Annotated in this window: 19 protein-coding genes; 3 read left to right on the top strand and 16 right to left on the bottom strand. The window is 34.1% G+C overall.

Annotated features, from left to right (window positions below; translation table 11 throughout):
• The first annotated feature begins 3 nt into the window (after positions 1-3).
• Together QY331_04870 and QY331_04865 are read left to right on the top strand one after the other, a co-directional pair.
• Positions 4-411 carry a bacteriohemerythrin gene (locus QY331_04870; GenBank protein WKZ70585.1) on the top strand — a complete coding sequence of 136 codons (408 nt, stop codon included), beginning with the start codon at positions 4-6 and terminating at the stop codon, positions 409-411.
• A gap of 129 nt (positions 412-540) precedes the next feature.
• Positions 541-1,104: a ComF family protein gene (locus QY331_04865; GenBank protein WKZ70584.1), complete on the top strand. Its 564-nt coding sequence runs from the start codon at positions 541-543 to the stop codon at positions 1,102-1,104.
• Positions 1,105-1,111: 7 nt separating this feature from the next.
• On the opposite strand, the gene argS is transcribed toward QY331_04865, so the two are convergent.
• From argS to QY331_04840, 5 genes are all read right to left on the bottom strand, one after another.
• On the bottom strand, positions 1,112-2,737 hold the full coding sequence (argS, locus tag QY331_04860; GenBank protein WKZ70583.1) for an arginine--tRNA ligase: 1,626 nt from the start codon (positions 2,735-2,737) through the stop codon (positions 1,112-1,114).
• A gap of 11 nt (positions 2,738-2,748) precedes the next feature.
• Positions 2,749-3,099: a ribosome silencing factor gene (gene rsfS, locus QY331_04855; protein ID WKZ70582.1), complete on the bottom strand. Its 351-nt coding sequence runs from the start codon at positions 3,097-3,099 to the stop codon at positions 2,749-2,751.
• 7 nt (positions 3,100-3,106) lie between these two features.
• Entirely contained in the window at positions 3,107-3,601 is a 495-nt protein-coding gene (locus QY331_04850) for a LytR C-terminal domain-containing protein (GenBank protein ID WKZ70581.1), read from the bottom strand.
• 75 nt (positions 3,602-3,676) lie between these two features.
• Complete coding sequence (locus QY331_04845; protein WKZ70580.1) at positions 3,677-4,192, bottom strand: hypothetical protein; 516 nt, start codon at positions 4,190-4,192, stop codon at positions 3,677-3,679.
• 122 nt (positions 4,193-4,314) lie between these two features.
• Complete coding sequence (locus QY331_04840; GenBank protein WKZ70579.1) at positions 4,315-4,770, bottom strand: RidA family protein; 456 nt, start codon at positions 4,768-4,770, stop codon at positions 4,315-4,317.
• A gap of 111 nt (positions 4,771-4,881) precedes the next feature.
• Here QY331_04840 and mazG point away from each other — a divergent pair, with 111 nt between their 5' ends.
• Entirely contained in the window at positions 4,882-5,643 is a 762-nt protein-coding gene (mazG, locus tag QY331_04835; protein WKZ70578.1) for a nucleoside triphosphate pyrophosphohydrolase, read from the top strand.
• Here the strand turns inward: mazG and QY331_04830 are convergent.
• The 11 genes from QY331_04830 to QY331_04780 form a co-directional block, all read right to left on the bottom strand.
• Positions 5,640-6,425, bottom strand: coding sequence for a PhoH family protein (locus QY331_04830; protein WKZ70577.1), 786 nt, complete (start codon positions 6,423-6,425; stop codon positions 5,640-5,642). The genes mazG and QY331_04830 overlap by 4 nt on opposite strands.
• Positions 6,426-6,692: 267 nt before the next feature.
• Complete coding sequence (locus QY331_04825; GenBank protein WKZ70576.1) at positions 6,693-7,391, bottom strand: LysM peptidoglycan-binding domain-containing protein; 699 nt, start codon at positions 7,389-7,391, stop codon at positions 6,693-6,695.
• A gap of 38 nt (positions 7,392-7,429) precedes the next feature.
• Positions 7,430-7,705 carry a hypothetical protein gene (locus tag QY331_04820; protein WKZ70575.1) on the bottom strand — a complete coding sequence of 92 codons (276 nt, stop codon included), beginning with the start codon at positions 7,703-7,705 and terminating at the stop codon, positions 7,430-7,432.
• Positions 7,706-7,801: 96 nt separating this feature from the next.
• On the bottom strand, positions 7,802-8,479 hold the full coding sequence (gene radC, locus QY331_04815) for a DNA repair protein RadC (GenBank protein ID WKZ70574.1): 678 nt from the start codon (positions 8,477-8,479) through the stop codon (positions 7,802-7,804).
• A gap of 1 nt (position 8,480) precedes the next feature.
• Positions 8,481-9,365, bottom strand: coding sequence for a tetratricopeptide repeat protein (locus tag QY331_04810; GenBank protein ID WKZ70573.1), 885 nt, complete (start codon positions 9,363-9,365; stop codon positions 8,481-8,483).
• 1 nt (position 9,366) lies between these two features.
• A complete protein-coding gene (guaA, locus tag QY331_04805; GenBank protein WKZ70572.1) occupies positions 9,367-10,908 on the bottom strand; it encodes a glutamine-hydrolyzing GMP synthase in 1,542 nt (513 codons plus the stop codon).
• A gap of 61 nt (positions 10,909-10,969) precedes the next feature.
• Positions 10,970-11,350: a glycine cleavage system protein GcvH gene (gcvH, locus tag QY331_04800; protein WKZ70571.1), complete on the bottom strand. Its 381-nt coding sequence runs from the start codon at positions 11,348-11,350 to the stop codon at positions 10,970-10,972.
• The gene (gene accC, locus QY331_04795) at positions 11,334-12,698 is read right to left on the bottom strand and encodes an acetyl-CoA carboxylase biotin carboxylase subunit (GenBank protein WKZ70570.1); all 1,365 of its coding nucleotides are present in this window, start codon (positions 12,696-12,698) and stop codon (positions 11,334-11,336) included. Before accC ends, gcvH begins: the two co-directional genes overlap by 17 nt.
• A gap of 22 nt (positions 12,699-12,720) precedes the next feature.
• Positions 12,721-13,185 carry an acetyl-CoA carboxylase biotin carboxyl carrier protein gene (gene accB, locus QY331_04790; protein ID WKZ70569.1) on the bottom strand — a complete coding sequence of 155 codons (465 nt, stop codon included), beginning with the start codon at positions 13,183-13,185 and terminating at the stop codon, positions 12,721-12,723.
• A 9-nt stretch (positions 13,186-13,194) separates the two neighbouring features.
• On the bottom strand, positions 13,195-13,764 hold the full coding sequence (gene efp / locus QY331_04785) for an elongation factor P (protein ID WKZ70568.1): 570 nt from the start codon (positions 13,762-13,764) through the stop codon (positions 13,195-13,197).
• Positions 13,765-13,816: 52 nt separating this feature from the next.
• Positions 13,817-14,518 carry a tetratricopeptide repeat protein gene (locus tag QY331_04780; GenBank protein ID WKZ70567.1) on the bottom strand — a complete coding sequence of 234 codons (702 nt, stop codon included), beginning with the start codon at positions 14,516-14,518 and terminating at the stop codon, positions 13,817-13,819.
• Between the last annotated feature and the right edge of the window lie 7 nt (positions 14,519-14,525).

Genomic DNA, 14,525 nt, shown 5'->3' with positions numbered 1-14,525 from the left:
AGAATGACATTTATCGAAATTACTGAAAGTGAGATTCTCAACATTAACACAATTGATACCCAACACATTAAGATTGTAGAATTACTTAACAAACTTCATGATCAACTTGGCGCAAAATTCGAGGAAGAATCCAAGAGACTACTAATTGAATTAAAGGATACCTTGCGTGAACACTTCGACACCGAGGAAGATTTAATGAAAGAGCACAAGTATGTAAATTACTTTTCTCACAAACTAGAACATGACAGATTCTTCAACAAAGTAAAAAGTTACATCACTGAGGTCGATCGAGGGAAAATCAAACTAGATCTAGAATTTTTAAAAAGTGCTAAACGATGGTTCTTCAATCACTTTACCCTTAACGATAAAAAATGCGCAGAATTTTTATTATCAAAAGGAGTTACTCAATAAGTGTATCTATTGCATTACGCAAATAACCTTATTGATTTTTTTCTTCCACGTTTTTGTCTCCATTGCAACATAAGATTAAATTCAACAGAGAGGGTTGTCTGTCCTGAATGTTATGCTGGTATTCAACTTATGCCTAACGAAAGGTTAGAATATGAATACTCCAATAAGTTTGCCGATGAAAAAATTATTAATGGGGTTTTTTCTCCCTTCGTTTTCCAACCGGAAGGCAGCTTGCAAACTCTTTTACATGAACTCAAGTACAAATCCCGTTTTAGAATTGGAAATTTTTTAGGCAAAATACTTGCAGAATTTGGAGAACATAGGATAAAAAAGTGGAATATTGATATTATAATTCCAATACCGCTTCATAAAATTAAAAAAGCCGAGCGAGGTTATAATCAATCGGATCATATAGCAAAATCAGTTGGGCGAATATTAACTATTCCAGTGCAGTCTAATTTAGTTAAACGTATTAGATTTACGCAATCACAAACAAAGTTGAGCATTGCTGAGAGAAAATTAAATATGTCCGGTGCTTTCAAAGTTAAAAGACCAAGAGCAATCGCAGGCAAAAATATTTTAATTATAGACGATGTAATAACAACTGGGGCAAGTGTAATTGAACTAGGGCGGGAACTAAAACGCGAAGAAGCAATGAATATTTATGCCGCTTCAATTGCGTTTACTGATTAATGAAGACTTACATTTTTTCCGGCGCGGAAATTCCAATTATAGTTAATCCGTTTTTCATAACCATTCTCACCGCTTCAATCAATGCGATTCTGGCTTGAGCAATTTCTTTTTCTGAACCGATTATTCGACATTCCGTGTAAAATTTATGGAAGGAGGCAGCTAAATTTTCAAGATAATTTGCAAGTTTATTCGGTTCGCAATTCTCTGCTGCAAAAATTATTTCATCGGAGAAATGATGAAGCTGCTTTATCAAGTTAATTTCTTCCGGCTTTGTTAATTTATGTAGCTTAGATAAATCAGTATTAAGACCTTGTTCTTCTGTCATCCTTAAAATTGAACAAATTCTTGCATGTGCATATTGTAAATAAAATACAGGATTTTCATCAGATTGTTTCTTTGCAATATCTAAATCAAAGTTAAGATGTGTATTAACACCACGCATTAAAAAGAAATATCTTACAACATCGGCACCTACATCATCCATCAATTCATCAAGCGTTACAAAGTTAGCTTTACGCGTTGACATTTTAACTGCTTCACCACCTTTGGTAATTGTAACGAATTGATGAATAACAACTTTAATTTTGCTTTCATCATACCCAAGTGCTTTTACTCCGGCAATGACATCTGGATAAGTTGCATTATGATCGGAACCAAATAGATCTACAATAAAGTCATAACCTCTCTCAAACTTAGTTGTGTGATAAGCAATATCCGGCAATCTATAAGTTGGTTCTCCGGTTGATTTGACCATCACTTTATCATCTTCGCGGCCAAGTTTACTAAGTTTCAACCATAAAGCACCGTCTTTTTCGTATGTTAGATTTTTCTCTGAGAATATTTTTTTAACTTCTTCAATTTTCCCATTTTCATATAAATCATTTTCGTTATAAAAATTTGCCATAATAATGCCGAGTCTTTCTAAGGTCATCTTTATTTCAGCAAAGATCTCATCTTCAGCGCGTTTCTTAAAAAAATCAATTTCAAAGTTACGACACTTTGCACCATGCTCATTAATTACACGTTTTGCTATGTCTATTATGTATTCACCTTGATAATAATCCTCCGGAAAATCGATTATATCACCAAGTAATTCCAAACAACGTAATCTTAACGAATCACCAAGAACCCGCATTTGTCTGCCAGCATTATTAAAATAGTATTCTCGATCAACTTCATAACCAATAGCTTCAAGCAGATTCGCAATCGTATCACCAATCACCGCATTTCTTCCATGCCCCACCGTAAGAGGTCCGGTTGGATTAGCTGAAACAAATTCCACCATTGCTTTCTTACCATGGTACTTTTTTGATTTTCCGAATTCATTTTTTTTAACGGAAATATCTTTAACAATAGTTGTAAGAAAATTATGATTGAAATAAAAATTTATAAATCCGGGACCGGCAATTTCAATTTTAACTAAATAGTTTTTCGAATCATTCAAAGAATCAATTATCTCTTGAGCAATCTGGCGGGGATTTTTCTTCAATTCTTTAGTTAATATCATAGCAATGTTTGTAGATAACTCACCATGATCAAGGTTCGCCGGAACACTTAACTGAATTTCTTTAGCAGCTAGATATTCTAACTCTTGTGAGGCAGTTTCAAACAATTGTAGAATATAATCTTTCAATCATAACTCCTTTAATCTTCGTCTTCAATTTCAGTAACTTTTGCATCACCCCAAAGTTTCTCTAGATTATAAAAATCTCTAGCTTCAGTTTTAAAGATGTGTACAACAACATCAAAGTAATCTAACAAAACCCAATTTAATGCTTCATAACCTTCACGATGATAAGTTTTTATACCACGATCACGCAGTTCTTTTTCTATTGCATCTGAGATTGCTTTTACTTGTGTATCCGATGAAGCCGAACATATAACAAAATAATCAGCGAATGCGGATAATTTTTTGAGATCAAGAATCTTTATACTGAACCCTTTTTTAGTGAGTATGATGTCTGTTATTTCTTTTGCAAATTGTAATGAATCCAAACGTACCTCATTTTAATGGTGATAGTTTATAGTAATCTGAACCAATAATTACCGAGACATCTAAAAAATAATCTTCATTTATCTGTGTAATAATATTACTTTCATTTACACCGAGAGATTTAGCTATCTCCTTTGCGTTGGCGGCGTTTCCCATTCGATCAATTATCATAGTTTTTTCAATATCAAATTGAATATAGTTGCCTTTATTTACTACATCGAATCCTCTATCCCGCAAGTAGTCAGTAAATCTATCAGCAAGCCCCGAAACACCACAACCATTTAATACTTCTACCTGAATAATTTCTGAGGGAGTTAAATTATTCTTTTGTGATACCGACTCCGTGCCCACTTCCAGTTTCAATTTTAGGAAAATTGAATAACTCAGATAAATAACAACGACTAAAAGGACAAAAATAATAATATTGAGAAGTAGGTTTTGCGTAGATGTCCTCAAATCCACATCATTAGTATTCTTTTTTATTTTTGTTCTTCTTTTAATCAATTTATCACATCTGAATAGATAAAAAAATAACCGAGCAATTGCCCGGTTATCAAATTTAACAAAAATAGAATTTATTTACTTAGTATTGTTAACCTTATAGGTATTTAATTCTCTGTCAAATGACGGGGTCATGAAATAATATGGACTGTAATAATTGTTATAATAGGCTCCGGGTCCTTGTCTTATCTCTAATGAAATTTGTGTGTTTTTCGAAGGTTTATAACTGACGGCAGCGCGTGATAAGTAAATTCCGTTAATATTATTTGTAAATCCATCACCTAATGTATTGTAAGGAGAATTGACAATACTTGCGTCAACTTGGAAGTTAAGGTTATCACTAAAATCATATCTTAAGCTGTTTGTGTAAACACCGAGCGCAATGGCTTGTCCGGAAAAAGTAGAGTAGGACATACTTACCGAATGATTCATCGAAAATTTATCGGGATCAATAAAACCGAAAATATTGTTAGACAAATCGGGATTAATGAATCCCTCTTTAATACTTACTTGATTATTGAGATCTTCCTTAAATTGTGCATCGACAGGAATAAAAAGCACAAGTATTAAAAAAGATAATAGTATTTTTTTCATCGATAAAACCCCTTTCAATTCTCTTTTCAACACAAAAATTCTGAAAAAGTTTCAGAGATATATTGATAAACAGCTTAAAAATATAAGAATTCCGAGATAAATCAAGAGAAAACGCTTCACTTTTACTTTAATTCTACAATCATCTCAATTTCAACGGGAGCATTAAGCGGTAAAGCCGTAACACCTACAGCACTTCTAACGTGTTTGCCATTCTCTCCAAAAATTTCAACTAATAAATCCGATGCACCATTTGCAACTTTCGGTTGATCTACAAAACCATCCTCACTAGCAACAAAAACCGTAAGTTTAACAATTCTCTTAATTTTGTTAAGATCACCAATTGCTTTTTTTACCGCACCTAAACAATTAATTGCGCAGGTCTTTGCTGCTTCTTGGGCATCTGCCATACTAATATCTCTTCCAACCAACCCTGCATTTTTAAGTTTACCATTAATAAGCGGAACTTGTCCAGCAGTGTAAACTAAGTTTCCGACAATTGTCGACGGAATATAAGATGCCAATGGCATAGGAGCTTCAGGGATTTCGATTCCTAAGTCTTTTAATTTTTCTTCAAGCATTTTTTCTCCAAAATTGATTAGATAAAATTACAAAAAGTAGATGAATTTCTTTTAGTTAATTTGTTAATTCATACAAACAGTATTAATTTCGATCACAAAAATCGAGGAATTATGACCGGAGAAAAGTTCGAAAAATTGGTTGATGTGATGAAACGACTAAGAAACGAATGTCCTTGGGACAAAGAACAAACCCATGATTCAATTAAAGCAGCCACATTGGAAGAAACCCACGAATTGATTGAAGCTATTGATCTAAAAGATTTTGACGAGATGCGTGGTGAGCTTGGCGATATTCTTTTGCACATTGTTTTTCACGCACAGATGGCAAGTGAGACTAACAAATTTAATATCGATGACGTAATTGACAGAATTACTGAAAAACTCATTAGACGACATCCTCACGTTTTTGGAGGGACGAAAGTTAAGGATAATGACGAAATAATGTACAACTGGGAAAAGATTAAATTAGAGGAAGGAAGAGATTCGGTATTAGAGGGAGTACCAAAAGCTTTACCCCAATTACATAGAGCATTCAGATTACAAGAGAAAGCTTCAAAAGTCGGCTTCGACTGGCAAGAAAAGCAAAGCGTCTGGGAAAAAGTAAAAGAAGAAATTAATGAGTTCGAGGATGTTTCGAAGAGTGATAATCATGCTAAAATTGAAGAAGAACTAGGTGATCTCTTATTCTCAATTGTGAATTATACACGGTTCATCGGTATTAATCCGGAAAACGCTCTTCGTGTAACAAACGAAAAATTTATTAAGCGATTCAGTTATATTGAAAAAAAATTAGCCGAATCGGGAATAAAAATAACGGATTCAAATCTTGAGCAAATGGATAAACTTTGGGAAGAAAGTAAAAAAGTTATTTAACCATGGTGATTTTTATTACCGTTACCAAATTTTTCATAGGCGTTGATAATATCTTTAACTAGTTTATGACGAACTACATCTTTCTTTTCGAAGTAAATAAAATCAACACCATCAACATTTTTAAGAATTTGCTGAACTTGTATTAATCCGCTTGCACTAGAACTTGGTAAATCAATTTGAGTTATATCACCCGTTATTATTGCTTTTGAATTTGGACCCAGACGAGTTAAAAACATTTTCATTTGTACAGCGGTAGCATTCTGTGCTTCATCAAGAATTACGTAGGCGTAGTTTAGTGTTCTACCTCGCATGTATGCTAAAGGGACTATTTCAATCACACCTTTTTCTAAATAACCTCTTAATTGTTCTGCCGGAAGCATTTCCTGTAAAGCATCCAGTAACGGACGGAGATAAGGATCAATTTTTTCTTTTAAGTCGCCCGGAAGAAAACCTAAACTTTCACCAGCTTCAACCGCAGGTCTTGCCAATACAATTTTTTGTACTATTCCTTTTTTAAGTGCGGAGACAGCAAAGGCAACAGCCAAATAAGTTTTACCGGTTCCGGCCGGTCCTATAGCAAAGCAAATATCATTTTTACCAACACTTTCTGCATAGATCTTTTGTGTGGGAGTTTTTGCCTTAATTACATCGCGTTTAGTATAAAGAATTATATCGTCGTATTCTTTATCACTAATTATTTCTTTTCCTTCAACGGTTAAATTCAGAATTGTGGTAACATCTTGCGTGATAAGTTTACCGGTTGTATTGAGGACATAAATCATTTCCTTAAAAATTTTTTCTATCAGTTCAACTTCTTCTTGAACACCTTTTATGTAAACATTATCACCGCGAACAGTGATAGTAGAGCTAAATCGATCTTCTAACGGTTGCAGGTTCGCGTCATTAAACCCAAGTAAAGCTTGCTGATTAACAGAATCGATGTTTAATATTTTTTCTAACTGCAGAAAAACCTCCGATTAAATAAGAAAAGCCCTTCTCACAAAAATATGAAAAGGGCTAATTAAAATTAAGCTATTAAAACTAAGAAACTAGTTTGTTGATTGTGATTGAACCGGTGGAGCTGGTTTATAGTTTCTTTTAATTTTATCATATTTTGCTTTTTCTTCTTCAGTCAAGTTAGGAATCTTGAAAATTTGTTTTGGATAAATCAAATCAGGATTCTTAATTTGATCTCTATTTGCTTGATAAATTTTTGGCCAAGCAAATGGGTTATCATAATGTTCTTTCTTTTTAGCGATTCCCCATAAGTGATCACCTTTAACTACAGTATACATAATCTCGGATGGTTTTGCATCCCATGCATCAAGTTTTCTTTGTAATTCATTATGAACTTTTTCATAAAATTCAGGAAGTGCAGAAATTTTATTTGCTTTAAGAGTATTCAATTCCATTTGACGATCTTCTTTAGGAAGTTGTTGACGATTGATTCTTCCTTCAACTGCTTCAACTTCTGATCTGAAAGCATCAACATCAGCTTTTGTTGCGCCAACTAATGCATATAATTCATCACGACAATCTTCCCATGCTTGCATACCTTCGAGTGTGGCTCTTAATGAATTTACATCATTTTGAAGAGCGGTTAATTCTGAAGTAAGAGAAGCTTTTCTTTCTGTTAAACGGTTAATTTCATTTTGCCATTCTTCTGAGGTCATCTCTTGAGCAAACAAATTAACATTAGCCAACAGAAGAAGAGCAACTAAGCCAGCTAAATATTTTTGAATTTTCATTTAAATCCTCCAATTATTTATTAAACTTTTCTTTTTAATTACATTCCCATTTTTTCTAAATTATTTTTTGTTTGCTCTTTGTCTTTTGCGCATTGATCAAGCTTAGCATTCAATTCTGCAATTTCTCTTTCCAATTTTGATTTTTCATTTTTCAGATCTTGTGTTTCACTTTCAAGAGCTGATACTTCTTGTCTAAGTGCTTGAAGTTCCGCCATTTGCTCTTCGCTAACACCGCTACAACCGGCAAAACCGATCATTCCAGCAACCATCAATACAGCGATTGATAAATTGAGGACTTTTTTAAGTCTAACCATGTTTTCCTCCTAATTGATAAATTATTTGTTATGATTTTGCGTATCGAGAAATATAATAAAAAAATTATTAGAGTGTTTGAAAATCGTAAATAAACATCATAAAATTCGTTTTTCGACAAAGCTTATGTAAGAATTTCCAGCTATAATTATATGATCAAATATTTGAATTTCTAATACTTTACCGGCCTCAGAAATTTTGCGTGTTATACTTATATCCTCTTGGCTCGGTTCCGGGTTTCCACTGGGGTGATTATGCATTAATATGATATTTGCGGAGTTATTAGCTAATGCTGTTTTAAATATTTCTCGAGGTGCAACTAAGCTTGCATTAAGAGTTCCTACAAAAAGTAATTCGTGCTTAATGATTCTATTTGAAGACGATAAGCATACTACATAAAATTTTTCTTGTAGTTCATCTCTAAGCAAAGGTATGTAAAGTTCTGCTATTTCTTTGGGTGATGTTATTTTTTTGTTCGAATACCATTTACTCTCGAATTCAATTCTTCTTACAAGTTCAAAAGCTGCAACTAATGCAGCTGCTTTGTCTTTGCCAATACCCTTTATTTGTGTTAACTCTTCAACAGATTTTGATGCCAATACAGAAACATTTCCAAATTCTTTAAGCAATTTTTGAGCTACTACAATAACAGATTCATTTTTTGAACCGGTTCGTAAAAGTATAGCTAAAAGTTCTGCATCACTTAAATTTTGCGCACCTCGTAAAATCAATTTTTCTCTAGGACGATCATCTAATGGTAGATCTTTAACTTTCATACTAAATACCATCAAAATAATTTTTATTGCAAGCAGGTATTCCCTTTTGAGCTAATTCATTACTTGAATCCAGCTTTAATGCTTCGTCAAAATAATATTTTGCACTATCAAAATCTTCCAGATTTAAGCATGTCAATCCTAAAATAGCGAAAATTTCAGAGTTTGATTTATCTATTTCTATGACTAGTTCAAACTGTTTTTTAGCATTTTTAAAATCGCCAAGTTTAAAAAATATTCTACCGCTCCATTCTATTGCATCTAGATCAAGTGGATTTAATTCAATACTGATTTTAATTTTTTCTAATGCGTGATAATACATCTCTTTTATATAATAAACCTTTGCAAAAGTAGTATAGGTTTCGGAATTACCATTATCGAACTTAATTGAGCTGTTAAGATTTTGAATAGCTTCATCAAGCTCACTTTTTTCAATATTACATTTTGCTTTATAGAGATAAGCATCAGGCAGTATTTCTGAATTTTTATTATTGTTGATGAACTCTGTGAAATTAATTAAAGCTACTTCGAAATCATTTAGGTAGAAGTTTACTAATCCCATTAAAAAACTCTTCTCAGGATGATGCTTGTTTGAAAGTCCCGAAAGTATATCGTGTGCTTCGTTAAATTTTTCATTACGAATCAAGAAATGTGCAAAGTAGGCTCGAATATTTTCATCATCGTCATTTTGTAACAAATAGTTATTAAGAATTTTTGATGCAGAATCTATCTGCCCTTGTAAATCATAAATTTCTACAAGTTTGATGACAACCTTTCGGCTGTATTCCGGAACTACTAGGAGAGATTGTAAAACTTGAATTGCATGTAAATACTTATTTTCTTGAATGAGTTGATCTGCTTGATTGAATTTTATTTCAAATTCGTTCATGCTATTCCCATTCTATTGTCGCTGGTGGTTTTGAACTTATATCGTAAACTACTCTATTGATACCTTTAACATTTCTAATAATCCTGTTTGAAATTATTTCAAGTACATCGGGATTAAATCTGTACCAATCTGCAGTCATTCCATCAATTGAAGTTACAGCACGCAATGCGGCAACATTTTCGTAGGTTCTGGAATCTCCCATTACACCTACAGATTGAACTGGGAGTAAAACCACAAACGCTTGCCATATTTCGTTGTAGATTCCTGTTTCTTTTATGCTGTCAATAAATATTTGATCGGCTTCTCTTAAAATATCAAGTCTTTCGCGTGTTACATCACCAAGAACACGCACAGCTAAGCCCGGTCCGGGGAATGGATGACGTTCAATAAATTCATTTGGTAAACCAAGCTCTTTTCCAATGGCTCTAACTTCGTCTTTAAAAAGTTCTCTAAAAGGTTCGATTAATTTTAAATTCATTTTTTCGGGAAGACCACCAACGTTATGATGTGTTTTGATAGTAACAGAAACTCCCTTCACAGGTACTGATTCTATAACATCGGGGTACAATGTACCTTGCACTAAGAACTGAACGTCATCAAATTTTTTAGCTTCACTTTCAAATACTTCGATAAACGTGTTACCAATTATTTTTCTTTTTTTCTCGGGATCGGAAACACCGTGTAATCTTTGTAAGAATAAAGCTTCGGCATCTACTGAAACTATATGCATCTTATATTTTTCGTTAAACATTTTAATGATTGCGGCACTCTCATTTTTTCGCATCAATCCATTATCAACATGGACACAAATTAAATTATCTCCGATTGCTTCATGCAATAGAACGGAAGCAACTGAGGAGTCAACACCGCCGCTAAGAGCACATATCACTTTTTTATTTCCGACAAACGACTTAATCTCTTCGGTAGTGGATGAAATAAAATGCTGAGATGTCCAATCACCTTTGCTTCTACATATATCAAATAAAAAATTATGTATGATCTGTTTTCCGTCTTCGGTATGAACAACTTCAGGATGAAATTGCACTCCATATATTTTTTTACTCTCATTACCAATTGCACAGATTGGAGAATTTTCAGTTTTAGCAGTTACATGGAAATCACTAGGAAGATTTGTAATGAAATCCCCGTGGCTCATCCAAACAACCGATTTATTTTTCACATCCCTAAATAGTTTTGAGTCTTTTGTAATAATTATTTCTGCTTTACCATATTCACGTTTATCGGCAGGCTCAACTTTACCACCGAAATTTTTAGCTAATAACTGAAGTCCATAGCAGATACCTAGAATGGGAATATTTAATTCAAAATAATCGGAAGATATTTGTGGAGCGTCTTTATCATACACGCTCATTGGTCCACCGGAAAAGATTATTCCAATTGGGTTAAGTTCCCTAATTCTATCAATATGAATTGTGTGTGGGTGAATTTCGCAATAAACATTTTGCTCTCTTATTCTGCGAGCTATTAACTGTGTGTATTGTGATCCAAAATCAAGTATGATGATTGTTTCGGTGTGAATCATGTGTATCCTTATACAAAAAAGTCACTCGGCTGAGTGACTTTTATTTTAATTCTTTATATGACTATTCGCCAATTTGAGATTTATAAGCTTCGGCATCGAGTAGATCATCTAACTGAGCCGGATTAGTAAGTTCAATTTTGATAAGCCAACCTTCACCAAATGGATCAGAATTAACTTTTTGAGGATCATCAGCAAGTGCAGAGTTTATCTCAATCACTTTTCCATCACATGGTGCATAAAGATCACTTACTGTTTTTACTGCTTCAATTGTTCCAAAAGCCTCACCGGAAGCAATTTCAGAAAGATCTTCAGAGATATCAACAAATACAACATCACCAAGTTCTCCTTGTGCGTAATCGGTTACTCCAATAATTCCAACATTGCCGTCAACTTTTATCCATTCATGATCTTTTGTGTACTTTAATTCATTCGGTACCATCATTTAACCTCATCAATTGTTTTAGGTGTTTATCTATAAAGGATGTATCATAATCATTATTTAAAAATTGTTCATTCTTTAGAACTTGAACATGGAATGGAGCTGTAGTTTTTATTCCTTCAATTGTTAATTCTTCGAATGCTCTTAACGCTCTTGAAATTGCATGCGGTCTATCGGTTCCCCATACAATTAATTTACCGAGTAATGAATCATAGTAAGGCGGTATCACATATTCATTATAAACGTGCGAGTCAACACGAATTCCAAATCCGCCTGGAAAATGTAAGTATTCGATTCTGCCGGGTGAAGGTCTGAATCCATTATATGGATCTTCCGCATTAATTCTAAATTCAATACTATGACCGGTTGGATCCCGCGGTTTATCGGCTATTTGTTCACCACCTGCAACTAAGATTTGTTGTTTAATTAAATCAATATTTCGAACCATTTCAGTAACAGGGTGTTCGACTTGAATTCTTGTGTTCATCTCGATGAAGTAAAAATTAAGGTGTCTATCGACTAAGAATTCAACTGTTCCCGCTCCTTCATAATTAACCGATTTACAACCTAGAACAGCTGCATCACCCATTTTTTGTCTTACTTCCGGTGTAATGATCGGTGAAGGTGATTCTTCAATTAATTTTTGATGTCTCCTCTGAACAGAACAATCGCGTTCCCCATAATGATATACATTTCCGAATTGATCTCCCATAACTTGAATTTCAACATGACGAGGATTTTCGATAAATTTTTCGACATAAAGTTCGGGATTTCCAAAAGCAGCTTCAGCTTCATTGCTGGCAGTCTGGAACATTTTTTCAAGATTCTCTTCTTCGAGAACAATTCGCATACCTTTACCACCGCCGCCGGCTGAAGCTTTAAGCATAACAGGATAACCAATTTCCCTGGCAATTTTTTTAGCTTCTGCAATCGACTTTACCGCACCATCACTTCCGGGAACAACAGGAACACCCACCTTACGCATTGTTTCTTTAGCTAATGCTTTATCTCCCATTCTTGTAATCATATCAGGAGAAGGCCCGATAAATTTAATTCCGGTTTCGATACAGATTTCAGAAAAGTTAGCATTTTCGGCAAGGAATCCGTAACCGGGATGAATAGCATCGGCGCCGGTTACTTGAGCGGCTGACATGATGTTGGGTATCTTTAAATAACTTTGATTGCTTGGCGGTGGGCCAATGCATACAGCTTCATCGGCAAATACTGTATGAAGAGAATCTCGATCTGCTTCCGAATAAACTGCAACGGTTTTGATTCCGAGTTCTTTGCATGTTCTAATTACTCGAAGAGCTATTTCACCGCGATTAGCAATTAAGATTTTTTTGAACATTGTAGCTCTTTCTTATTGCGATTTAGCTTTTCTCAATTAAGAAAAGGGGTTGATTATATTCTACCGGCGTAGCATTCTCGACCAAAATTTTTACAATTTTACCACTAACATCAGCTTCAATTTCATTCATGAGTTTCATGGCTTCCACAATGCAAAGAACAGAACCGGCAGTAATCATATCCCCCACCTGTGCATACGGATCAGCATCCGGAGCCGGTGCTCGATAAAAAGTACCAACTATTGGAGATTTGATCTCATGTAAATTGCTCGATTCAGTGGATTCCGTCTTTTTAGCATCGGAAGATTTAGATTCTTTTTCTACCGGTACCGGTTGTTGAATTGTTTGCTGAGGCAAAGTATATGTCGGCTGTACACCATAAGAGTTCTTAGATATTTTCACTTTCATTTCACCTTCTTGGAAAGTGAATTCCGTTATCTCACTCTTTTCTACAACACGGATGAGTTTTTTTATTAGATCTAGGTCCATAAGTCCCAACTATTTTGTTTTCACTCTTTCTACGTATTCACCGGTTCGGGTATCAACTTTAAGCATGTCACCAGCATTAACAAATATAGGTACGTTAATTTCAGCACCCGTTTCTAATTTAGCTGGTTTCATTACGTTGGTAGCAGTGTCTCCTCTAAACCCGGGTTCAGTTTCTATAACTTCGAGGTTAACGAAGATAGGAATTTCGGCATTAATAATTTTATCATTGTCATCAAGAAGAAGTTCCACTTCATCACTTTCTTTCAAAAATTTTCTTCCGTCTCCAAATAATTCTTCTTGAACCGTTAATTGCTCATAAGTATCGTTATCCATCAATACAAATCCAGCTGAATCTCTGTATAAAAATTGATATTTACGTCTTTCGACTCTAACAATATCAACACTTTCACCTGATCTAAAAGTATTATCAAGAACTTTGCCTGTTCTTAAATTTTTAAGTGTCGTACGAACAAATGCCCCGCCCTTACCGGGTTTTACGTGTTGAAATTCCGTAATGGTATAAAGATCATTTTTGAACTTAATAATCAACCCATTTCTGAAATCTGATGTATCCGCCATAATCCAATTAATCCATTATATTTTGATAAAATAGTTACCGTTAATCTTAAAATCAAGATTTACTGTGTAATTTAACTTCGGCTAAATATCTATCAGCTTCTCTAGCCTCTTCGGATGATGTATATTTTTCTTTAAGAGTTTCGAGAATAGATTTAGCATCAGAATATTTTTCACTGCTAATATAATTAACTGCGGCATTCAACAAATAATTACTGTTTAACGCATTATTTGAATAAGTATTGGCGGCATCTCTAAAATATTTCGCTGCTTTATCGAATTGACCCATAGCTTCGTAGCATCCTGCCATGCCGGCTAAAGCTGTAGCTTTATATAATTTATTGCTCCCTGAATAGTCATCATAAGTTTCAAGTGCTTTCTCAAAATCACCGATATAGAAATATGAATTTGCGAGGTAAATACGAGCCATTTCACCCGCTTCAGTGCCACTATATTTATCAACCACTTCAACAAGTGATAATGAACCTTCGGGTTTAACTCCATCAACTACATTTTGATAATTTCCTGATTGATATGTTCTTTCAGCTTTAGCTAATGCAGAGGCGGCTTCAATTTCAGTCTTTTGCGATTGATTAGCGAAATAAACTATTGCTGCAATTATTACTATAAGGGCTGCTGCACCAATAAGTACTTGATTCTTATAAACTTCATAATACTGCAGTGTTTTTGAATAAAAAGTAACTAACTTATCTTCTTTAATATTCTTTTTACCGATTTTTTTCTTTTTTGCTAACACATTTGCT

It is taken from the genome of Melioribacteraceae bacterium (assembly GCA_030584085.1).
Lineage (GTDB): Bacteria > Bacteroidota > Ignavibacteria > Ignavibacteriales > Melioribacteraceae > SURF-28.
This window is presented reverse-complemented; position numbering and strand designations above follow the sequence as displayed.